The sequence below is a fragment of the Isoptericola sp. 178 genome (assembly GCF_030586525.1).
Taxonomy (GTDB): Bacteria; Actinomycetota; Actinomycetes; order Actinomycetales; family Cellulomonadaceae; genus Isoptericola; species Isoptericola sediminis.
On record NZ_JAUQYN010000002.1, the window covers coordinates 80,578 to 100,918 of the forward strand.

Here is a 20,341-nt window from a genome sequence, read left to right on the forward strand (position 1 = left end):
ATCATGGCATCCGCCGAGGCGCCCGCGAAGGCACGCCGCGTGAGCTCGCGCGCCCGCAACGACGCCGTCCTGCTGGGCGCCGTCGAGCTGGCGCGCGCCGCGGCGCTGGAGGTCGCGTCCGGACCGGACGACGTCGGCGAGCACCTGGGGACGGTCGCCGAGGGCGAGCGGCTGATGTCCCACCGGTTCGCGGCCGGGATGCGCGGCTACCAGGGCTGGCACTGGACCGTGACGGTGGCCCGCGTCCCGCGCGGCCGCACGGCCACCGTCTGCGAGGTCGAGCTGCTGCCGGGCGACGACGCGATCCTCGCCCCGGCCTGGGTGCCCTGGTCGGAGCGTCTGCGCCCCGGGGACGTGCGCCCGGGCGACAAGCTGCCGTTCCGCGCGGACGACCCGCGCCTGGAGCCGGGCTGGACGCCGACCGGTGACGAGGAGCAGGAGGAGGTCGCGATCGAGGAGCTCGCGCTGGCCCGCCAGCGGGTGCTGTCCCCGCAGGGCCGGGACGAGGCCGCCGAGCGCTGGTACCGCGGCTCGCAGGGCCCGACCTCCCGCGGGGCGGTCGCCTCGGACGCCGAGTGCACGACCTGCGGGTTCCTGGTGCCGCTGCAGGGCCCGCTGGGCCAGCTCTTCGGGGTGTGCGCCAACGCGTGGTCGCCCGACGACGGCAAGGTCGTCTCGCTGGACCACGGGTGCGGGGCGCACTCCGAGACGGACGTGAGCCGGCGCCGCAGCGAGTGGCCGGACCCGGACCCGATCATCGACGAGTCCACCGTCGAGCAGGTGGACCTGGGGACGCCGGGTCCGGACGAGCCGGACCGGTCCGACGAGCCGGACCGGTCCGACGAGCCGGAAGGTGACGAGCGCGCGTGACGACAGACGTCTTCGGGACCGCCGCGCTGCGGCACGCGGTCACGGAGGCGTGGCTCGGGTCCGCCACACGCTTCCGTGAGGACGCGAACTCGGAGGAGGACCACGCCCGCGGTCACTACCGGGACCGCGTCGTGGTCGAGCTCCTGCAGAACGCCGCCGACGCCGCGGCCCGCGCCGGGGTCCCCGGCCGCGTGGAGATCGCCCTCGACACGAGCGCGCGCGTGCTGCGCGTGGCGAACACGGGCCACGCCCTGGATGCCGACGGGGTGGCCTCCCTGGCCTCCCTGCGCGCCTCGGCGAAGGACGGCGCCCCCGGCGAGGTCGGGCGGTTCGGCGTCGGCTTCGCGGCCGTGCGCGGCGTGTCCGACGACGTCACGATCGCCTCGCGCGACGGCGGTGTGCGGTTCGACCTGGACGAGGCCCGCACCGCGCTGGCCACGCTGACCTCGGGTGACGTCAGCCCTGACCGGCAGCGGCTCGCGGCCGACGTCGCGGGGCGCGGCGACGACCTGCCGGTGCTGCGCCTGCCGTTCCCGGCGCCCGCGCTGGACGCCGGCTCCGCCGCGGACACGGTGGTCGAGCTGCGGCTGCGCGACGCCGCCGCGGTGGAGGCGGTGCGCCGCCAGCTCGCCGAGCTCGACGACGTGCTGCTGCTGGCGTTCCCCGCCGTCGACCACCTCGCTGTCGTCGTCACGACGGCGTCCGGCACCGAGGACGAGCACACCTGGGACCGTTCGGCCCGCACGGCGGCCCCGCAGCTCGGCCGGAGCGGACGGTTCACCGCCGCGGACGTCGCCGACCTGCCGCGCGAGCACCGGCGCACGGACTGGTCGCTGGTCTGGACCCTGCAGGAGGGGCGGCGCGTGCTGCACGCGCCCACGCCCACGGACGTGGTCATCGACCTGCCGGCCGTGCTGCTCGCGACGTTCCCGGTCGACGCCGGACGCCGTCGCGTGCTGCCCGGCCCGGCCACCGACCGGCTGGCCGCCGAGGCGGGTGCCGCCTACGCCGAGCTGCTCGGCTCGCTGGCCGCGGACCGCGCCACGGACCGGGCCGCTGCGCCGGACCCGCTGGACCTGGTGCCGACCGGCCTGCCGGGCTCCGAGCTGGACGCCGCGGTGCGCGAGTCCGCGACGGCGGCGCTGCGCGGCACCCCGCTGCTCGGCGCGTCCGGCGCGGAGGATGGCGGTGCCGCGCTCGAGGCGCCGCAGGACGCGCTGGTCGTCGCCGGCGACGCCGGCGGTGACGCGGACCTGGTCGCCGCGCTCGCCCCGGTGCTGCCCGGGCTGGTGCGCGTCCCGGCACGGCACCAGGCGACGGTGCGCAGTCTCGGCGCGAACGTCGTCGCACTGGCGGACCTCGTCGACGACCTGCCGGCGGGGCTGCCCGCCGCCCGGTGGCACGACCTGCTGGACTCGCTGGCGCCGTACGCGAACGAACCCGGGGTGCTGGAGTCGCTCGCCGGGGCCCGCGTCCCGCTGGCGGACGGCCGCGTGGCCGGGGTGCGCAGCGCCGTCGTGCTGCCGGAGGGGTCGGTGGACGACGGCGACGAGGCCTCCCTGGCAGCCACGGCCCGGGTGCTCGGGCTGCGCGTCGTCCACCCCGACGTCGCCCACCCGCTGCTGGTGCGCGCCGGCGCGGTGGCGACGGACGCCCACCGGATGCTGCAGGACCCGGAGGTCCGCCGTGCCGCGCTGGACGCCGCCGAGGCGGTCCTGGACGGCGACGGCGACGACGGCGCTCGCGAGGTCGTCGCGTCGGCGCTGGCGCTGGTGCGGCTCACCGGGGGAGCGGACGCCCCGTTCTGGACGGGTGAGCTGCCGGTGCCGACGGCGGACGGCGAGCTGGTCGCGCTGCGCGAGGCCACGCTGCCCGGGACGTGGGCGGCCGAGGTCCTCGACGGTCTCGCACCGGTCGGTGCCGAGTACGTGGCCCGTTACGGCGCTCCGGTGCTGACCGCGGCGGGTGCCCGCACCGACCCGGACGTCTACATCGTCCCGGACGTCATCACCCCGGATCCGGACGAGGCCGACGACGACGGCGGCCCGGACGACGCCGCGGGTTGGCTCGGCGGGTGGTCGGACTACCTGCGGCTGCTGACGGCGCGGTTCGGTCCCGGCGTGGCCGTCGGCGACCTGGTGGCGGTGGCCGACCTCGACGCCGTGGCGGATGACGCCTGGCCGCGGGTGCTGGCCCGGCTGGCCGGCGACCCCGACACGCGCCGTGCCCTGCTGACCCCGGTCCGGCGCGGACGGGCCGCGGCGCCCTCGTACTCGGCGTGGTGGCTGCGCGAGCGGTTCGGCGCCCCCTTCGCCCTGCACGACGGCGTCCCGCTGCTGCCGCCCGAACCGCGGGCGGTGGCAGGCCTGGACGTCGCGGTGCGTCGCGCCCTGGGCGGGGCGGACGCCCTCGGCGACCTCGACCCCACGGACTGGCCGGCCGCGCTGGACCGGCTGCCCGCCGTCGGCTCGCCGCTGCCGCTGCGGGACGCCCTGGTGGTGTGGCGCGGGCTGACGAGTCTGGCGGAGCGGCTGGACGCCGCGGACCGCTCGACTGCGCTGGACCCCCTGCCGGACCGCCTGCCCGTGCTCGACGCGAGCGACGTCGTCGTGCAGCCCGCCGAGGACGTCGTGGTGGCCGGGACCGCCCGCTGGGCGGCGCTCGGCGCCGTGGTGCCCGCGCCGGAGAGCGAGGCCGAGGGGCTGGCCGAGCTGCTGGACCTGCCGCTGGCGGGCCAGGACGGGCTGCCGTCCCCGGACCAGCTCGGTACCGAGCAGGAGCTGGACCCGCGGCTCGCGACGCTGGACCACCGCCTGCCGGCCGTCTGGTTCGAGCACGAGCGGCTGTCCGTGGCGGGTCGCCCGGTGCCGTGGTGGGTGGACGCCCAGAGTCGTGTGCACGCGACGTCGCCGGCCGGGCTGGCCGCCGGGCTGGCGGACGTGCTGGGCCGCCCGGACCGGGTGGCCCTGCTCTCGGCGGTGCTGCGCGAGCCGGAGCGCGCGGTGGCGCTCTGGGCCACGACCGCCTGGGGCTGATCCGCCGCATGGCGGGGATGTTCGGTTAATTCAGGTGTTCCGTTGGTGACGGAACCGAGGTATTGTCTGAATGTGCAGCGTGGACAAGAGGCACGGCGACCTGGCGGCGACGAGGTAGCCCGCCGTGCACAAGAACTCCTTCGCACTCGACTGCCGTCGAGGTGGGCGCTCACCGAGGCTCCGCTCAAGGGCCTCTCGGCCGACACCTCATGGGAGATTGAATCCCCTGATGGGCGCCGGGCCGGGATCGGTGTCGTCCTGAAACCTGCTCTCGGTGTGCGCGACCTGGTCGACGTCGCAAACCGCGCGACCAGGATCAGGGACCGCTACGACGCCGATGCGGTCGTGGTCGCGGCACGCTATGTCTCGACGCAGGTCGGCGAGGGGCTCGAACGTCAAGGCATCGGATATGTCGACGCGACGGGCAACATGCGTGTCAGTCTGACGCTGCCCGGCTTGTTCGTCTCTGACAAGGGGGCGACCGCCGACCCGTGGCGCGGCCCAGGGCGTCGGCGCGACACCCTCAAGGGAGAGCCGGCGGCACGAGTCGTCCGAACACTTGCTGATCGCGTCGGGCCGTGGCGCATCAGTCGGCTCATCAAGGAGTCGGGAGCGTCAACAGGGTCCGTCTATCGAGTCGTCGAACTCCTCGAGGCCGAGGGGCTCGTCCAGCGCACTTCGGATGGCGAGATCGCGGTCGAAGACTGGCCGAACATGCTTCGGCGCTGGGCCTCCGATTACCAGTTTCTCGAGACCAATGCGATCACGCGGTGGACTGCTCCGCGCGGAGTAGAAAGTGTGCTGCACAAGCTGAGTCAGGGTACAACGGGCGGCTACGCCGTGACGGGTTCCTTTGCTGCGTCTGCGTGGGAAAGCTATGCGCCGGCTCGTTCGTTGTGGATCTATGCAGAGAATCCCGATGGACTGGCAGGAAGCGTAGGTCTTCGGGAGTCGGAGACGGGTGTCAACGTGCTCGTCGCCAGACCCGCCTATCCGGTGGTCATGACTGCGGGTTCCCGAACACTGGACGGGGTGCGTTTGTCGTGTCCGACGCAGGTCGCCGTTGACCTCATGAACGGACCGGGTCGAGCGCCGTCAGAGGCAGAGGCACTCATGACGTGGTTGGAGAGGAACACAGATGAATGGCGAGTCCCCTGATCTCCTGGTCCGTTCAAGGTCGGCGTTGCTCGACGCCGCGGAGGCGTTGGGCACCCAGCGCGGATCTGTCATCGTCATCGGGGCTCAGGCGGTCTACCTGCACACAGGGTCTCTCCGCGTGGCACTGGCCGAGGCGACGAAGGACAGCGATGTCGTCCTCGACCCTCGGCTACTCCACGAGGACCCGCTGATCGAAGACGCCATGAAGGAAGCGGGGTTCGTGCCGACCGATCAGCCTGGCTCGTGGGTCACGTCGGACGGGGTACTTGTCGACCTCATGGTTCCCGAAGCGCTGGCCGGAAGCGGAGGTCGGCGGGGGGCACGGATTCCGCCCCACGGGAACCGGGCAGCCCGTCGGGCAGTCGGCCTCGAGGCAGCGCTCGTCGACAATCATCTGATGTCCGTGAGTGCGCTTGCGGCCGATGACCCGCGTGAGGTCACCTTGAAGGTGGCTGGTCCCGCGGCGCTGATGGTTGCGAAGATGCACAAGATCGCGGAGCGTCTCGGGGGCCCGCGGTCGAACGACAAGGACGCCCACGACGTCTACCGACTCTTCCGTCAGTTCGAGACGGACGAGCTCACGGACCCGTTCACGCGACTCTTGGCGGACGACGTCAGTGCCGAGGTGACAGAACTGGCCCTGCAGCACGTGGGGAGTCTGCTGGCCACAGGGCCAGAAGCTGAGGCATCGGTGATGGCGGGACGGGCGGAAGCCGGTGTCGGCAACCCGGAGGAGGTGTCGGCCTCCGTGGCTTTCCTCGCTGCCGATCTCATGGAGGCGCTGGGGCGCTGACGGTCAGTCGCCGCGGTGGCGGCGGGCCCAGGGCAGGCCGAGCAGCCCGAGCACGATGCCGGCCCCGCAGACGATCACGACGTCGACCGGGACCAGGTCGACCGCGGCGAGCACGCCGGTGACCACCAGGGCCACCACCCAGCATGCGATCCCGAGGAGCGTGACGCGAGACAGGTCGATCGCCGGCGGCCCGGGCGTGGGACGGCGGCGTTCCGGGTGGAGCAGCAGCGTCATGACGGAGGGCACGGATCGATCGTACGTCGCGGGCCCGGAACGAGGTCGGCGTCACGCCCGAACTGTCCGGACCGTGTCCCGTCGACCGGCACGGCTCTGGCACGATGTGTGCCCATGGCGAACCAGACCAGCGCGCCCACCGAGGGTCTCAGCGCGATCGACCGCTTCTTCCAGATCACCCAGCGAGGGTCGAGCATGGGGGCCGAGGTCCGCGGCGGCCTGGTCACGTTCTTCGCGATGAGCTACATCGTGGTGCTGAACCCGCTGATCATCGGCACCGTGCCGGACGGCACGGGGCAGTTCCTCGGGGGTGGCGACGCGCCGAACCTCGGGATGGTCGCCGCGGCGACGGCGCTGATCGCCGGCATCGTGACGATCGCGATGGGCGTCTTCGCCAACTTCCCGATCGGCCTCGCCGCGGGTCTGGGCCTGAACGCCGTCGTCGCCTACTCGATCGCCGGCCTGCCGGAGATGACCTGGGCGGACGCCATGGGCCTGGTGGTCATCGAGGGCCTGATCATCCTCGTGCTGGTGCTGACCGGGTTCCGGGAGGCCGTGTTCAACGCGGTGCCCGTCGAGCTCAAGACGGCGATCAGCGTCGGCATCGGCCTGTTCATCTCGCTCATCGGTCTGGTCAACGCCGGGTTCGTCGTGCCGGGTGACGGCACCCCGGTGGCGCTGGGCAACCTCGCCACCTGGCCGATGCTGGTGTTCGTCGTCGGGCTGATCCTCACCATCGTGCTGTGGGTGCGCCGGATCCGCGGTGCCCTGCTCATCGCGATCCTCACGGCGACGGCGCTGGCCGTGGTGCTGGAGAACACGCTGAGCATCGGCGCCAAGGCGCCGGACGGCTCCAACCCGAACGGCTTCAACCTCAACGCCCCGGCCTTCTCCGGCGTCGTCGAGGTCCCGGACTTCGGGTTGCTCGGCCAGTTCTCGCTGCTGGGGTCGTTCGACAAGATCGCGGCGGTGTCGGTCGCGCTGCTGGTCTTCTCCCTGCTGCTGGCGGACTTCTTCGACACGATGGGCACGATGGTCGCCGTCGGGGCGGAGGCGAAGCTGCTCGACGAGAAGGGCAACCCGCCGCGGACCCGCGCGATCCTGGTGGTCGACTCCTTCGGTGCGATCGCCGGTGGTGCCGGCTCGGTGTCCTCGAACACCGCCTACGTGGAGTCGACGACGGGCGTCGGCGAGGGCGCCAAGACCGGGTTCGCCTCGGTGGTCACGGGTGTGGCGTTCCTGCTGGCGACGTTCCTGTCCCCGCTGGTCGCGCTGGTGCCCTACGAGGCGGCCGCGCCGGCCCTGGTGCTGGTCGGGTTCCTCATGATGGCCCAGGTCGCGGGCATCAACTGGCGGAACATGGAGATCGCCATCCCGGCGTTCCTCACGATGATCATCATGCCGTTCACCTACTCGATCGCGGACGGCATCGGGGCGGGGTTCATCGCGTTCGTGGTTATCAAGCTCGCGCTGGGCAAGGCGCGCAGGATTCACCCGCTCATGTGGGTCTCCTCGCTGCTCTTTGTCGTGTATTTCCTGCTCGAACCGCTTCAGGACGCTCTGTCCTGACTCGGTTGTGACCTCCTTGTGACCGGAGGTGTACAGAAGCGTTCCCACGGCAGATAACATGTGCCCCGGCTGACGATCCGAGGGCTGAGAGCGGGAGAACGATGCGGGCACGACGGGCGGGGTGGTGGACGACCGCCCGGAAGGCTGCCTGGCACCTGCGGCACGGCGGACCGCAGCAGGTCCGGGTGTTCCTGCGCCGCCGGCGCATCCTCGGTGACCACACGGCGCAGGGCGCGACGGCGACCGACACCGGCCTCGCCTACGAGCCGTGGGCGACGACGGAGCGCCCGCCGGCCCGACCCCTGCGCGTCGGCGTCGTCCTGGACGACTTCTCCCGCCTCGCATTCGGCTCCGAGTGGGACCAGGTGCTGCTCAAGCCGTCCACGTGGACCGAGCAGCTCGACGGTCTCGAGCTCGTCTTCGTCGAGTCGGCCTGGGCCGGCAACGGCGGCGCGTGGAAGTTCCACCTCACGGGTCCGACGGCGCCCCGCCCGGCCGTGACGGAGATGCTCGCGGCGTGCCGCGAGCGAGGCATCCCGACGGTCTTCTGGAACAAGGAGGACCCGGTCCACTTCGAGGACTTCCTCGACACCGCGCGGCTCTTCGACCGGGTGTACACCACGGACGTCAACCGGCTGGCCGCGTACAGCGAGGCGCTGGGCCACGACCGCGTCGGGGTGCTGGCGTTCGGCGCTCAGCCGGCGATCCACAACCCGGTGCGCCGGCACGGCGCGGGCCCGCAGCGGGACGTCGCCTTCGCGGGGACGTGGTTCGCGCACAAGTACCCGGAGCGGCGTGAGCAGATGCACCTGCTGCTCGGGGGCGCACTGGACGTCTCTCCGCGGATGGAGCGGGGCCTGGAGATCTTCTCCCGGTTCACGGGACAGGACGAGCGGTACGAGTTCCCCGAGCCGTACGCCGTGCGGGTGGTGGGATCGCTCCCGTACCCGCAGATGCTCTCCGCGTACCGCGACTACAAGGTGTTCCTCAACGTGAACTCGGTGGTGGACTCGCCGAGCATGTGCGCGCGGCGGATCTTCGAGATCACCGCGTGCGGCACGCCGGTCGTCACGACGCCGAGCGCCGCGACGGGCGAGTTCTTCCCGAGCGACGAGGTCTTCGACGTCTCCACCCGGGACGAGGCCGCCGCCACCGTCCGCGCGCTGGTCCGTTCGCCCGAGCTGCGGGACCGTGCCGTGCACCGGGGGCAGCGACGCATCTGGCGCGAGCACACCTACGGTGCGCGGGCCCAGCGAGTGCTGCACGACGCCGGTCTGGCGGACTCAGCCGCCGTTCCCCGGCCGCGGGTGACCGCGCTGGTCTCCACGAACCGTCCGCACCAGCTCGACCACGTGCTGCGCTCGGTCGGGTCGCAGGAGGGCGTCGAGGTCCAGCTCGCGCTGCTCACGCACGGCTTCAGCGAGGACGAGGACGCGCTGCGGCTCCGCGCCAAGGAGGCCGGTGTCGAGGACCTGGTGCTGCTGCAGGCCGGCCAGGAGGTGCCGCTCGGCGCCTGCCTCAACCGGCTGGTCGACGTCGCCGACGGCGACGTCGTCGCCAAGATGGACGATGACGACCTGTACGGCGCGCAGTACCTGAGCGACCAGCTCTACGCCCTCGACTACGCCGCGGCTGACGTGGTCGGCAAGCAGGCGCACTACCTGTACCTGGGGTCCCAGGACGCGACGCTGCTGCGGTTCGCCGAGCGGGAGCACCGGTACACGGACTTCGTGATGGGGCCGACGATCGTGGCTCGCCGTGACCTCGCGGCGCGCGCTCGCTTCGCGGAGACCTCGACCGGCGAGGACACCGGGTTCCTGCGAGCCGCGATCGATGGTGGCGCACGGGTCTACTCCGCCGACCGATACAACTTCGTCCAGATGCGTTCCGGGGCGGGCCGGCACACGTGGACGGTGACCGATGCCGAGCTGCTCGCGAGCGGTGACGTGGCGTTCTATGGGCGTGCCGATCAGCACGTGATGATCTGAGAAGGAATCTGGGAATGGAGATCAACACCGTCGGTGTGGTGGGGCTCGGCTACATCGGGCTCCCCACTGCCGCGATCTTGGCGTCCAAGGACATCAAGGTGGTCGGGGTGGACGTCAACCCTGCCACCGTGGAGGCGATCAACCGAGGCGACGTGCCGTTCGTCGAGCCGGATCTCGCGACCTACGTCAGCGGCGCGGTGCAACTCGGCACCCTGCGGGCCACGGACAAGCCCGAGCCGGCCGATGCCTTCATCATCGCCGTTCCGACACCGTTCAAGGATGACCACGAGCCCGACCTCTCGTACATCCAGGCGGCCGCCGAGGCCGTGGCGCCCGTGCTCGACGGTGGCGAGCTCCTCATCCTCGAGTCCACCTCGCCCCCCGGGGCCACGCAGCAGATGGCTGACTGGATCCTGGCTGCTCGGCCCGACCTTTCTCTCGATGGCTCCGACGACCGCCCGACGATCCACGTGGCGCACTGCCCGGAGCGGGTGCTTCCAGGGCGGGTCATGATCGAGCTCGTCACGAATGACCGGATCGTCGGCGGACTGACGCCGGACGCGGCGCAGCACGCCAAGGACCTCTACGCGACTTTCTGCCAGGGAGAGATCCTGCTGACGGACGCGGTCACGGCCGAGATGGCGAAGCTGGTCGAGAACTCGTTCCGCGACGTCAACATCGCGTTCGCGAACGAGCTCTCGCTCATCGCGGACCGACTGGACATCGATGTCTGGGAACTGATCAAGCTGGCCAACCACCACCCGCGGGTGAACATCCTGCAGCCAGGGCCCGGAGTCGGCGGTCACTGCATCGCCGTGGACCCGTGGTTCATCATCGGTGCCGCGCCTGAGGAGGCTCGGCTTATCGCGGCTGCGCGAGCCGTCAATGACAGCAAGCCGGAATGGGTCATCTCGAAGATCCATGAGGCGATCGTCGGTCACGACTCGACCTCCGTCAGCTTGCTCGGCCTCTCGTTCAAGCCCAACATCGACGATCTCCGGGAGTCGCCGGCGCGATACATCGCTGCAAGGGTAGCGGACGAGCACCCGGACAAGGTCGTTCGGATCGTGGAACCGAACATCGACAGGCTCCCGCCAGAACTGGCGAACCGCAAGAACGTTGAACTGGTGAAGCTCGACGCGGCGATCGAGAACAGTTCGACCATCGCCCTTCTCGTCGCGCACGATGCATTCTCCGGAGTCGCGTGTGACCCCAGGGTCACTGCGCAGGACGGGCCGTCGTTCGAAGACTTCGTCAACCCTGTCAAGTAGTGAAGGCCTCAGCGGACATCTCATGAGAATTGCCATTGCGGGAACCGGCTACGTCGGATTGTCGAACGCGGTCGTCCTGGCTCAGCATCACGAGGTCATCGCCGTCGACATCGACGAGCGCAAGGTCCAACTGATCAATCGCCGCCAGTCTCCGATCGTCGACCCCGAACTCCAGGACTGGCTCGACAGTCGGAAGCTTCAGCTTTCCTCGACGACGAGTGCCGGCGAAGCTTTTCGGGATGCGGAGCTGGTGATCATCGCCACGCCCACGAACTATGATCCAGACCAGAACTACTTCGACGTGAGTTCGGTCAGGTCCGTCACGACGGACGTCCTCGCTGCAAACCCTGGCGCTCTCGTCGTTATCAAGTCGACCGTCCCGGTCGGTTTCACCGAGCAGCTGAGGGTCGAGCACCCAGGAGCACGGATCGTCTTCTCGCCTGAATTCCTGCGGGAGGGCCACGCCCTCCACGACAATCTATATCCCTCGAGGATCGTGGTCGGTGACCGTGGCCCCGACGGGAAGCTCTTCGCAGACCTGCTGACAGAGGGAGCGGTTCGAAAAGACGCGCCCGTCCTCCTGACCGACGCTACGGAGGCGGAAGCGATCAAGCTCTTCGCCAACACGTACCTCGCGCTCCGTGTCGCCTACTTCAACGAGTTGGACACCTACGCGGCGAGCCATGGACTAGATACCGCCCAGGTGATCGAAGGCGTCAGCCTGGATCAGCGGATCGGAGGTCACTACAACAACCCTTCCTTCGGCTACGGAGGCTACTGTCTGCCGAAGGATTCCAAGCAGTTGTTGGCAAACTATCAGGACGTCCCGCAGAATCTGATCTCGGCAATCGTGTCGGCCAACACCACGCGAAAAGACTTCATCGCCGAAGAGATCCTGCGCCGACGTCCAAGGACAGTAGGCATCTACCGGTTGATCATGAAGAGCGGCTCCGACAACTTCCGGGAGTCCGCGATCCAGGGCGTGATGAAGAGGCTCAAGGCGAAGGGTGTCGAGATTCTCGTTTATGAGCCGGAGATGCCTGGTCCTACCCACTTTGGATCCGAGGTCGTGGAGGACCTTCGAGAGATGAAGCGACGCGCCGACCTCATCGTCGCCAACCGACACAGCGATGAGCTTGATGACGTGCTGTCCAAGGTCTACACGCGCGACATCTATGGACGGGACTAGGTTGTCCCGGGTGGTGAGGTCGGAACTGCTGAGCTGCAGAGGAGTGCGAAGATGAGGGACCTGGCGAAGTTGCGTCCGCGCCTTCCCCGCACGCCTCGAGCGCCTGGGCACCAGGCTTGGAACTTCGGTGGCAGTGCCTTCACAGCGGTGTCCGTGCTGGAGATCCAGCTGCGTTACGCGCGCGAGGTGTCCGACCCGAAGGCGTTCGTGGCCGAAGCTCACTTCCAAAGGCCCGGGGGCAGAGAGGATCTCGTCATCCCGGGATGGGGAGTGTCCAAAGCGCTCGATTCGCACTTCAAGTATGTCGCCGTGGCGTCGTCCGGCGACACCGTCACCCTGAGCCGGGGCAAGCCGCTACTCCGGAGTGTAAAAGACTTTTGCATACGAATTGTTTCATGGTCCGGGCCCGCCAGCGAATGCCCTATCGAGTATGTCGACGTCATCTGCCGTGATTCTCGTGCAGCCCTGGATCTACGTTTTCGCTTGAGTAAGGACCTTCAATGAACGGGCGCCTGATACTGCTGGACGCCAGCTACTGGCACGAGCAGGAGATCTCCACCTTTGTCCGAGAGGTGGCGAGGCTGGATGGGCAGGCGGAGACATCTGTCTGCGTGCTGCACGACAGCGACACGGCGTGCCCCGTCAGTGGTCCGAGAGTGATCCCGGTGGCCGCACGAGCCGACTGGGACTTCGCGCGGAGGGTGAATTCCGCTGTCCGCTACGCCGGGGATGGCGCGCAGGTGGTCGTCGTGACGTGCCCTCTGACGTCAGGCTCGGTGCCTGCGGTCGTGGCCGGCTTCGGGCGACTGGCCCACGTCGGTGCGCACCGCACCGCTGTCCGCACCGCGGAAGGCCCGCGGACGACCTCGGAGGATCCTCTCGATCCCAGGTGCCTCCTCTACTTCACGCGCGAGAGCCACGAGAACGTTCGAGGGTTCAATGAGTACCTGAAGTCGACCGGTCTGATCATCGCGGACTTCGTCCAACGCATTGCGAACGACGGGGTGGCGACGGACACCTCGTTGGACTTCAACGCCGTGTGCCGTGAGGAACTCCACGAGCCGATCGCGGAGAGCCAGCCGCCCACCGATCGGATCTTCGCAAACCTCCCGGTGTGGGCCTCCGCGCCCAAGCGCCCGATCGTGTCCGTCGTCATCGCCACGCGGAACCGGGAGGACTACATCGCCGATGCGGTCTACTCCGTGCTCGGGCAGACGATGCCCGACCTCGAGCTCGTCATCGTGGACGACGGATCGGACGATGGAACCCTCGATGTTCTTGGGAAGATCGACGATCCACGCCTCCGCGTGTTCCAGCGGGAGAAGAGCGGGATCGCTTCGGCCCGGAACTTCGCCACCTCGGTCGCTCGTGGCAACTGGATCGCGGTCCATGACGACGACGACATCATGATGCCGGAGAGACTCGAACGGCAGATGCAGTCGCTGCGAGCCGGGGACTCTGGTTCCTACGGTGCCTGGGCAAACTTCGACAATCTCTCCGGAGAGTTCATCGTCCATCTGACCCGCCGTTGGTTCGCTCCCGAGGTGGTCATGCACAACGGACAGAGCCCGGGGCATCCGACATGGCTCGTGAGGCGCCGGCTTCTGGAAGCGCTGCAGTACGACGAGCGCCTCTCGTCGGCGGTCGACCACGACGTCGCCCTCCGGTCTTTGCGATTGGGCGCGAGGTGGCGCCACTTCGGGGGCGTGGCGACCCTGCGTCGTGTACACGACGGCCAGGTCAGTGCCACCGATGCAACCTCTCAGAAGGCCGCAGCGGTGATTCGCCGAGGTCTCTCACGGGCGAGCCATTCGACGGAAGACCTGGCCGCGGCGGTCGCCAAGCAAGGCTCGGTCCCCTGGCCGGTCATTCCGGGTCGCGAGGATGCTGCCTCCACGTTCGGGGGCGAGCTGCCGGACCATCTCGTTTTTCGGCAGGCCGTGGTCAGCAGGAACGCATTCAAGGCGATCACCGATGCTGGACTCGAGGGCAAGGTCGAGGTTGTCTGCGGCTACCTCGATCAGGAGGGGAACGTCTCGAAGGAACTGGCTGTTCTTGACGACCTGTCTTTGAAGGACGTCGCCCTGATCCGGCGCAACCGGGCGTCGGTCGAGGTGGTTCACTCGTTCCGGGACGGTGCGGACCTCAACGACGTCGATGCCGATGCCGAGGACGTCCTCCTCGAGTACATCGTGCGCAACACCCATCTGTACGCCGCGGATGCGACTGACTGTCTCGTGATCGCCGACGTCCCGGAGGCCGATCAGGAGAAGTGGCGTGCCATCGGGCCCGAGAGCGGGGGGCACGCCGTCTTCGTGCGGTCGTCCACAACCGTGCGTCGCCTTGTTCTCTGGCCGACGACACGATCGAAGTCAAGTCAGATCATGTCGTCCATCGGTAGGAAGCATCCCGCGTGGGGTGTCTTCGAGGTCACGCGGTCGAAGGACTGATCAATGGTGCATATCTCAGAACGTCGTGATCCCGACGGCCGCTATGGCTTATCCGTACAGCGCCGAGGTGGTGGCGAGCCCCACCTCGGTGACCTGTGGTTGTGGGTCGACAGTCCCATGGGCGGCGGCGACGGTGACACCCTGGCCGCGGCCGCCATCCTTGCCTACGGCCATGTCATGGGGAGGCAGTTTCGCGCACCGGAGGGCATGAGTCCCAGCCTGGCACAGGCCCTGCACGAGGTCAGGGAGGGACGGCAAGTGCAGCCGATCAAGGTCGTCGGCAACGAGTCCCCACCTGCGCGGGGGCCCAACGTGTTGGTGCTCGCCGAGCAGGGAGAGCCCTGTTCGCACCGGTCGATGGCCGAATATCGCCTGGAGCTCCTGGACGGTGATCAGTACATAGGCCACCAGCTGTCGAGGGAAGCGGTTCGGATACCCAGCAGCAGCCGATTCTTCGCGCACATGACGGAATGCCCGTCGCCGTGGTTGGCCGATCTGGCATGCGCCCTCCTTGTTTCGGAGCGGCTCGATGTCGGGACTGTCGTGCTGGACGCGGATGTCTCCGACCACACGTTCTGGGTCGGAGACCGTGTCCTCGCTGCGGCCGGATATCGATTGGAAAGGTCGGTGAAGCCATGAGCAAGATCTTCATGCCCGTCTTCACGGTGGCGGAGTGGGGCGGACTCCATGAGTATGCGCTGGCCGCGGCGGACATGTTGAAACGCGCCGGGCACGAGGTGCTCTTCGCCGGCACGCCCGGACGCGTCACGGACGTAGCGCGTTCGATGAAGATCAGTACCCTCGACGTGGACTGGCATGACTCGTCTGGAAGCACGATGTCCTCCGCAGTTCAATGGGATGCCGACCTGGTTTTCGCGCAGCCTTTCCGCTCGCGCGTCCTCGGCATGGCGGTCGCAGCCGAGTCCAACATCCCTTTCGTGCCTATGTTTCATGGCTATGCACATGACAGTGCGTTTGTCTGGCATGAGCGCGCCGCTCGAATCCTCACCACCTCCCCGTCGATCTCAGCAATGCTTGTCCGCTACTGCTTCGTGCCAGCCAGCAAACTTCAGGTCATCCCGAACGGCGCGCCGAGCCACCTTCTTGAGCTCGAATCGCGCGAGCCCGAGGCGAATGCAGATCATCTTTCGATCGCGCTGGTCTCAAGGCTCTCGCACGACAAATTCGGCATGATCGAGGCGGCGTTGGAGGTTGTAGCGTCCGTTCGCGATGTCTATGACGGACACATCACGCTCGACGTCGTCGGGGACGGTCCGCTGCGATACGAGTTCGACTACCATCTCCATCGCGGAGTTCGCGACGACGAACGGTGCACAGTTGAGATGCACGGGTGGATGGATCCGGCCGAAGTTCCGGCGATCTTGAGCGAAGCCTTCGTCTCCGTGGGGGCCGGTCGCAGTGCACTTCAAAGCGTGGCCCTAGGTACGCCGGTCTACGGCGCCGGGGCCCGTGCGTCGATCGGGATACCGGACGTGGAGCAGATCGACGCTGCTGTCTCCTGCAACTTCGGCGACTACCTGCCGGTCGGCCGTCTGGCGGAGCCGCTCTCCCCGCGCGACCTGCTGGATCCTGGCCGCTACTCCGATCTGGCCAAGTCCGGGCGGGAGCTCGTTCGACTGAAGTACACCCAGGACCGAACGGACGAAATCTTGAGGGTCGCGCTGACTGAAGTCCTATGACGCTGGTCGCCATGCGATCACGTCGGAGGCAACGATGATGGCCGCTCGACGAAGAATGGAGCCACAATGGCACGGTTCACAGAACTATTGCAGGATAGGGGAAACGGCCGGGAGCCCGGCGTCCCCTGGTTTGTTCATGACAAGATCCGCTGTGCAGAGTTCATGGATATTCTGCGGATTCCTACAGTCGAAGTGCTCCGGCGTTTCGAAACGCCAGAGGCGATTGACCTCGTTGGCCTTCCCACAGAATTCGTTCTGAAGCCGACGTATGAGTCGTCGTCACGAGGCGTGATGGTGCTCGAGCGACTGGACGATGGCTATTACGAGTCCATGCGAGACAAGAAGATCTCTCTGGATGAGATTGTCGAGAAGCAGCAAGAGCTATTCGATGGCTCGAAGAGCAAAAACAGAATGACGATTGTCGAGAAGAAGATCGTTGATTCCTCTGGCCTTCGCATTCCGATGGACTACAAGGCGTACACGTTCCAGGGCGAGATTGCATTCGTCGTTGGTTTCGACCGCAACAACGCAAAGACGCGGATCTCCTGGTTCGATTCGAACTTTGACCCGATGGATCTGAGCCGAGTGTCCACGAACGAGAAGTACCTTGATTTGGAGAGGGATCCAGTTCGGCCTACGAACTGGCGAGAGTTGCTGAACCTCGCGACAAGAGCGTCGATTGCGACTCCGGCTCCGTTTGTTAGTGTCGACATGTACGACCACATTGAGGGACCGCTGCTTGGCGAGTTGACCCTAGTGCCGGGAGCCTTCTACTTCGGAAAGTACTTCGTCGCCTCGGACGAGGAGGATTACGTCTTGGGTAGGATGTGGGAGAGGGCGAGGGACCGGCTTATTCGAGCATGACGGTTTCGATCAAGGCTTCTTCCTGCTAAGAGTAGATCGAGGGTCTTGATCGTCCACGGCTGGCGTTGGCGCGGAATGCGCTGTATTCCGCACTTCCGGGTGAGCGAAGCCTGGACCGCCCGGCGCACTTCATTCACGGAGGTCTAGAAGATGCGGAAGCTGGCATTCGTTTTTCGGTCGCGGAGCCAGATTTCTGGCGGATGACTAGGTCTCGGCCGGATGGAAAACAGTGCAGAGCGGTGAGGTCAAGGACGGGGACGGGATGGGAACGCCGAGGCGCGCCCGTCCCGTCCCTCTGTTCCCCCGCCGCTACACCGCATGCCACGTCGCGGGCGTGATCAACCCACGTGCCGCGCTGCGAGTCCTGACCGCCTGCTTCGTCGCGACTGTGTCCCGTTACGGCTAGGGAGGATCCAAAAGGGGTGGGGTCGTGACCGACCCTGCAGGAGTTGACTTCGCGGATCGGCTAGTGCTTGGTCTCCGAAGCCTTCCAGTTGGATAGATCGCGGCCCGTCAGGTCTGAGATGAATTCGATATCATTGTCATAAAGTCGCGAGAGGACAGAGAGTTCCTGCTCCGAAATCGGCCATCTTGCCTTGAACGGCTGCATCCATTGGCGATTATCGCTCGGAACGCTGCGCGAGATGTTGTCCCAATAGCCCGGGCTGGGTTCTAGGTCTAGGCGTTGGAGGACATCCTCCATAAACCGTTTCGGGTTATCAGCCAAGTCGTCATAAAGCAGGACCTCGATGCGGTCAGCTCCTAGGACCGATGCCCAGTGGTGGTAGTGACGTTCGTAGAATCCATAGTCCAGGATTCCGAGCTTCGGATCCAGAGTGAAGATGCTCTGCGGTAGGTCAAACTTTCCGGCAGCGAATTGAGACCAGAATGCAGTCGCCGCTCGTTCGATCGGATCGCGCAAGACGAGTACGATCCGCGAATCAATAGGGGCGAAATCCCGGATCATCTCAGCTGTCGCGCTCTCGGGGACTGAGATAGCTGTACCGTCACCATGGCGGAAGTAACTGGGAGAGCATTCGATGCGGTATCGTTTTTCGGCTCCTTCAGCGTAGAGTTCTTCCGCCTCGCGAAGTTCCTTCACTGCAGCAGGGAGAGGTTTACTGAAGAGATTCGACGCCTTGCTCGTTTCGGCGAATGTTTCTGGATGCTTGGCAATGTTGTTCTTCAGCCATTCCAGCCCAGCCTTCTGTGTCCCGGCCAGGATGATGTTAGGTCCGATGCTCATACGCGTTGCTGGCACTTCGGGCGCGGGTGCCTCGTCGTCCCGGCTACGAACCTCGGTTGCCGGGAGCGGTCCGGAGGCTCCCAGTCGGTCGCCGTCCGGTGATCCTCCAAGAAGCTGTCGCACGGCTTCTTGGTAGACGCCCCGGCTGTAGTGGAACGGAGCTTCTCCCCACGGATGGTCGCTTCCGGAGTGGACAACATTCCGGTCAACCGAGACCCGTTGTGCCGACAATGCGCGAGTCGCATGGTCGACATACTCGGCCATGACGGGATTGACGTCTTCCGCGGAGACTCCAAAACTTGCCGGCGTCACCTGTCCGGTGTCGGACACGGTCGCCCAGGGAATGTCGAGCAACGCGATGCCTGTTCTGGGGAGGTGCGCTGCGAACATCTGTGCGACCTGGTCGATCGCGTCGCTCCAGTACTGGAAGTGCGTGGGTGTGCCGAACGGGATATGTGCGCTCCCGGGCGGGAGGTGGTGTTCGAGTCCGGACTCGATGAGCTCGATGGACCGTGTGACCACGGTCCCGTCCGGGAGGATGTAGACGCCGTGTCTCTCGTCGGTCAGGTCCATGAGGACGAGATCGACGTCCTGCAGACCCGAGATGACGGAGCGTAGGTTCGAAGAGAAATCCCCGCTGATCATGCGTTGTTGGAACGAGGATGCGAGTTCCGGCGGGCTGATCAGGCTGACGGGATTTGTATAGGCGCTGAGTGCTGACTGACGTGCGACGTACTGCGCCAACTCGAAATCCTCGGAGGGGAGGTAGTCGAAGGTGTCTCGGGAGACGCATGATCCATAGATGAAGACGCGGGTCTTACTCATTTGATTCCTTCTGTGTGCCAGTCTGCGGGTCGAGAATCCAGGCGGAGCATGCCCTTGATGGCTGAGACTGATCTTGCAGCCGCATTTCCGTCGCCGTAGGGGTTGACCGCACGAGCCATCGCGTTGTGCGCTTCGGCGTCAGTGAGGAGTTTCTCGACAGATCGAAAGATCCGCTCCTCGTCGGTGCCGATGAGCTGGACGGTCCCGGCGTCGAGAGCTTCTGGTCGTTCGGTGTTCTCGCGCATGACCAACACGGGCTTCCCCAGGCTCGGAGCCTCCTCCTGCACGCCACCCGAGTCGGTGAGGACGACGGTGGCGATCGAGACCATGCGTGTGAACTCTCCGTAGGGAACCGGTTCCGTCACGGTGACGTTGCCCAGTCCTGCGACGTGAGGAAGGACCGCCTCGCGCACGATGGGGTTTCGATGGGCTGGCAGGACGATCTGTACATCCGGGAAAGACCGCGCCAGGCGTGCCAGGGCACGGCCGACACCCTCCATGGCGTCGCCCCAGTTCTCCCGGCGGTGCGTCGTCACCAGCAGAACGCGTCGTCCGGAGTCCGCGAGATCCTCCAGCGCCGGGTCGGTGAACGGCGTCTTCTTCTCGACAGTCATGAGGAGCGCGTCGATGACGGTGTTGCCGGTGATCACGACGTCGCGCTCCGACACGCCCTCCCGAAGGAGGTTGTCCTTGCTCCTGGCGGTCGGCGCCAGGTGAAGGGCTGCGATCTGTGACGTGATCTTGCGGTTCGCCTCCTCGGGGAACGGCGACAGGATGTTCCCCGATCGCAGGCCGGCCTCGACGTGGACGACCGGGATCCCGCGGTGGAATGCGGCTAGCGCCGCCGCTGTCGACGTGGAGGTGTCACCCTGGACGATGACGGCGGCCGGTCGCTCGGCCTCGAGGACCGGGTCAAGACGCTCCAGGACTCTCGCCACGATGGTCGAGAGTGATGCGCCGTGCTGGAAGATGTCGAGGTCGTGGTCTGGTGAGATGTCGAAGACCTCGTTGACCTGGTCGAGCATCTCGCGATGCTGGCCGGTCACGACGGTGACCGAATCGAGAACCTCGCTGGCCTCCAACGCCTTAATGACGGGGGCGACCTTGATGGCCTCTGGGCGGGTGCCGTAGACGGTCATGATGCGTGGA

At 67.1% G+C, this 20,341-nt stretch carries 16 protein-coding genes; 13 read left to right on the forward strand and 3 right to left on the reverse strand.

All coding sequences use genetic code 11. From position 1 onward, the window contains the following. The first annotated feature begins 3 nt into the window (after window positions 1-3). From Q6349_RS05005 to Q6349_RS05020, 4 genes are all read left to right on the forward strand, one after another. Window positions 4-870, forward strand: coding sequence for a DUF3027 domain-containing protein (locus Q6349_RS05005; protein ID WP_304603145.1), 867 nt, complete (start codon window positions 4-6; stop codon window positions 868-870). Beyond that, complete coding sequence (locus tag Q6349_RS05010) at window positions 867-3,905, forward strand: sacsin N-terminal ATP-binding-like domain-containing protein (RefSeq protein ID WP_304603146.1); 3,039 nt, start codon at window positions 867-869, stop codon at window positions 3,903-3,905. Before Q6349_RS05005 ends, Q6349_RS05010 begins: the two co-directional genes overlap by 4 nt. Window positions 3,906-4,181: 276 nt before the next feature. Further along, window positions 4,182-5,063: a helix-turn-helix domain-containing protein gene (locus Q6349_RS05015; RefSeq protein ID WP_304603147.1), complete on the forward strand. Its 882-nt coding sequence runs from the start codon at window positions 4,182-4,184 to the stop codon at window positions 5,061-5,063. Then, window positions 5,044-5,856, forward strand: coding sequence for a GSU2403 family nucleotidyltransferase fold protein (locus Q6349_RS05020; protein ID WP_304603148.1), 813 nt, complete (start codon window positions 5,044-5,046; stop codon window positions 5,854-5,856). Before Q6349_RS05015 ends, Q6349_RS05020 begins: the two co-directional genes overlap by 20 nt. A gap of 3 nt (window positions 5,857-5,859) precedes the next feature. Here the strand turns inward: Q6349_RS05020 and Q6349_RS05025 are convergent, their stop codons facing one another. Then, a complete protein-coding gene (locus tag Q6349_RS05025) occupies window positions 5,860-6,102 on the reverse strand; it encodes a DUF2530 domain-containing protein (protein WP_171247057.1) in 243 nt (80 codons plus the stop codon). Window positions 6,103-6,204: 102 nt separating this feature from the next. Between Q6349_RS05025 and Q6349_RS05030 the strand changes: the two genes are divergently transcribed. The 9 genes from Q6349_RS05030 (at window position 6,205) to Q6349_RS05070 (ending at window position 17,121) form a co-directional block, all read left to right on the forward strand. Further along, window positions 6,205-7,659, forward strand: coding sequence for an NCS2 family permease (locus tag Q6349_RS05030; protein WP_304603149.1), 1,455 nt, complete (start codon window positions 6,205-6,207; stop codon window positions 7,657-7,659). Between the two features lie 101 nt (window positions 7,660-7,760). Further along, on the forward strand, window positions 7,761-9,647 hold the full coding sequence (locus Q6349_RS05035) for a glycosyltransferase (protein WP_304603150.1): 1,887 nt from the start codon (window positions 7,761-7,763) through the stop codon (window positions 9,645-9,647). Between the two features lie 14 nt (window positions 9,648-9,661). Next, a complete protein-coding gene (wecC, locus tag Q6349_RS05040) occupies window positions 9,662-10,918 on the forward strand; it encodes a UDP-N-acetyl-D-mannosamine dehydrogenase (protein WP_304603151.1) in 1,257 nt (418 codons plus the stop codon). Window positions 10,919-10,940: 22 nt separating this feature from the next. Continuing rightward, window positions 10,941-12,107 (forward strand): nucleotide sugar dehydrogenase, encoded by a 1,167-nt coding sequence (locus Q6349_RS05045; protein WP_304603152.1) that lies wholly within the window; start codon window positions 10,941-10,943, stop codon window positions 12,105-12,107. Between the two features lie 153 nt (window positions 12,108-12,260). Continuing rightward, window positions 12,261-12,611, forward strand: coding sequence for a hypothetical protein (locus Q6349_RS05050; RefSeq protein ID WP_304603153.1), 351 nt, complete (start codon window positions 12,261-12,263; stop codon window positions 12,609-12,611). Beyond that, complete coding sequence (locus Q6349_RS05055; RefSeq protein ID WP_304603154.1) at window positions 12,608-14,557, forward strand: glycosyltransferase family A protein; 1,950 nt, start codon at window positions 12,608-12,610, stop codon at window positions 14,555-14,557. Before Q6349_RS05050 ends, Q6349_RS05055 begins: the two co-directional genes overlap by 4 nt. Before the next feature lie 3 nt (window positions 14,558-14,560). Beyond that, on the forward strand, window positions 14,561-15,196 hold the full coding sequence (locus tag Q6349_RS05060; RefSeq protein ID WP_304603155.1) for a hypothetical protein: 636 nt from the start codon (window positions 14,561-14,563) through the stop codon (window positions 15,194-15,196). Further along, window positions 15,193-16,257, forward strand: a complete 1,065-nt coding sequence (locus Q6349_RS05065; protein ID WP_304603156.1) for a glycosyltransferase family 4 protein — start codon at window positions 15,193-15,195, stop codon at window positions 16,255-16,257. The genes Q6349_RS05060 and Q6349_RS05065 overlap by 4 nt, the downstream gene beginning before the upstream one ends. Window positions 16,258-16,323: 66 nt before the next feature. Beyond that, the gene (locus Q6349_RS05070; protein ID WP_304603157.1) at window positions 16,324-17,121 is read left to right on the forward strand and encodes an ATP-grasp fold amidoligase family protein; all 798 of its coding nucleotides are present in this window, start codon (window positions 16,324-16,326) and stop codon (window positions 17,119-17,121) included. A gap of 466 nt (window positions 17,122-17,587) precedes the next feature. On the opposite strand, the gene Q6349_RS05075 is transcribed toward Q6349_RS05070, so the two are convergent. Both Q6349_RS05075 and wecB read right to left on the reverse strand, forming a co-directional pair. After that, entirely contained in the window at window positions 17,588-19,192 is a 1,605-nt protein-coding gene (locus Q6349_RS05075; RefSeq protein ID WP_304603158.1) for a DUF6270 domain-containing protein, read from the reverse strand. Then, complete coding sequence (wecB, locus tag Q6349_RS05080) at window positions 19,189-20,331, reverse strand: non-hydrolyzing UDP-N-acetylglucosamine 2-epimerase (RefSeq protein WP_304603159.1); 1,143 nt, start codon at window positions 20,329-20,331, stop codon at window positions 19,189-19,191. The genes Q6349_RS05075 and wecB overlap by 4 nt, the downstream gene beginning before the upstream one ends. Window positions 20,332-20,341: the final 10 nt, after the last annotated feature.

What these genes read in the sequence shown, in the direction of transcription:
- Q6349_RS05055 (WP_304603154.1), top strand. Translation starts at nt 12,608, where the DNA reads ATGAACGGGCGCCTGATACTGCTGGACGCCAGCTACTGGCACGAGCAG.
- Q6349_RS05065 (WP_304603156.1), top strand. Translation starts at nt 15,193, where the DNA reads ATGAGCAAGATCTTCATGCCCGTCTTCACGGTGGCGGAGTGGGGCGGA.
- wecB (WP_304603159.1), bottom strand. Translation starts at nt 20,331, where the DNA reads ATGACCGTCTACGGCACCCGCCCAGAGGCCATCAAGGTCGCCCCCGTC.
- Q6349_RS05060 (WP_304603155.1), top strand. Translation starts at nt 14,561, where the DNA reads ATGGTGCATATCTCAGAACGTCGTGATCCCGACGGCCGCTATGGCTTA.
- Q6349_RS05070 (WP_304603157.1), top strand. Translation starts at nt 16,324, where the DNA reads ATGGCACGGTTCACAGAACTATTGCAGGATAGGGGAAACGGCCGGGAG.
- wecC (WP_304603151.1), top strand. Translation starts at nt 9,662, where the DNA reads ATGGAGATCAACACCGTCGGTGTGGTGGGGCTCGGCTACATCGGGCTC.
- Q6349_RS05005 (WP_304603145.1), top strand. Translation starts at nt 4, where the DNA reads ATGGCATCCGCCGAGGCGCCCGCGAAGGCACGCCGCGTGAGCTCGCGC.
- Q6349_RS05020 (WP_304603148.1), top strand. Translation starts at nt 5,044, where the DNA reads ATGAATGGCGAGTCCCCTGATCTCCTGGTCCGTTCAAGGTCGGCGTTG.
- Q6349_RS05045 (WP_304603152.1), top strand. Translation starts at nt 10,941, where the DNA reads ATGAGAATTGCCATTGCGGGAACCGGCTACGTCGGATTGTCGAACGCG.
- Q6349_RS05075 (WP_304603158.1), bottom strand. Translation starts at nt 19,192, where the DNA reads ATGAGTAAGACCCGCGTCTTCATCTATGGATCATGCGTCTCCCGAGAC.
- Q6349_RS05030 (WP_304603149.1), top strand. Translation starts at nt 6,205, where the DNA reads ATGGCGAACCAGACCAGCGCGCCCACCGAGGGTCTCAGCGCGATCGAC.
- Q6349_RS05035 (WP_304603150.1), top strand. Translation starts at nt 7,761, where the DNA reads ATGCGGGCACGACGGGCGGGGTGGTGGACGACCGCCCGGAAGGCTGCC.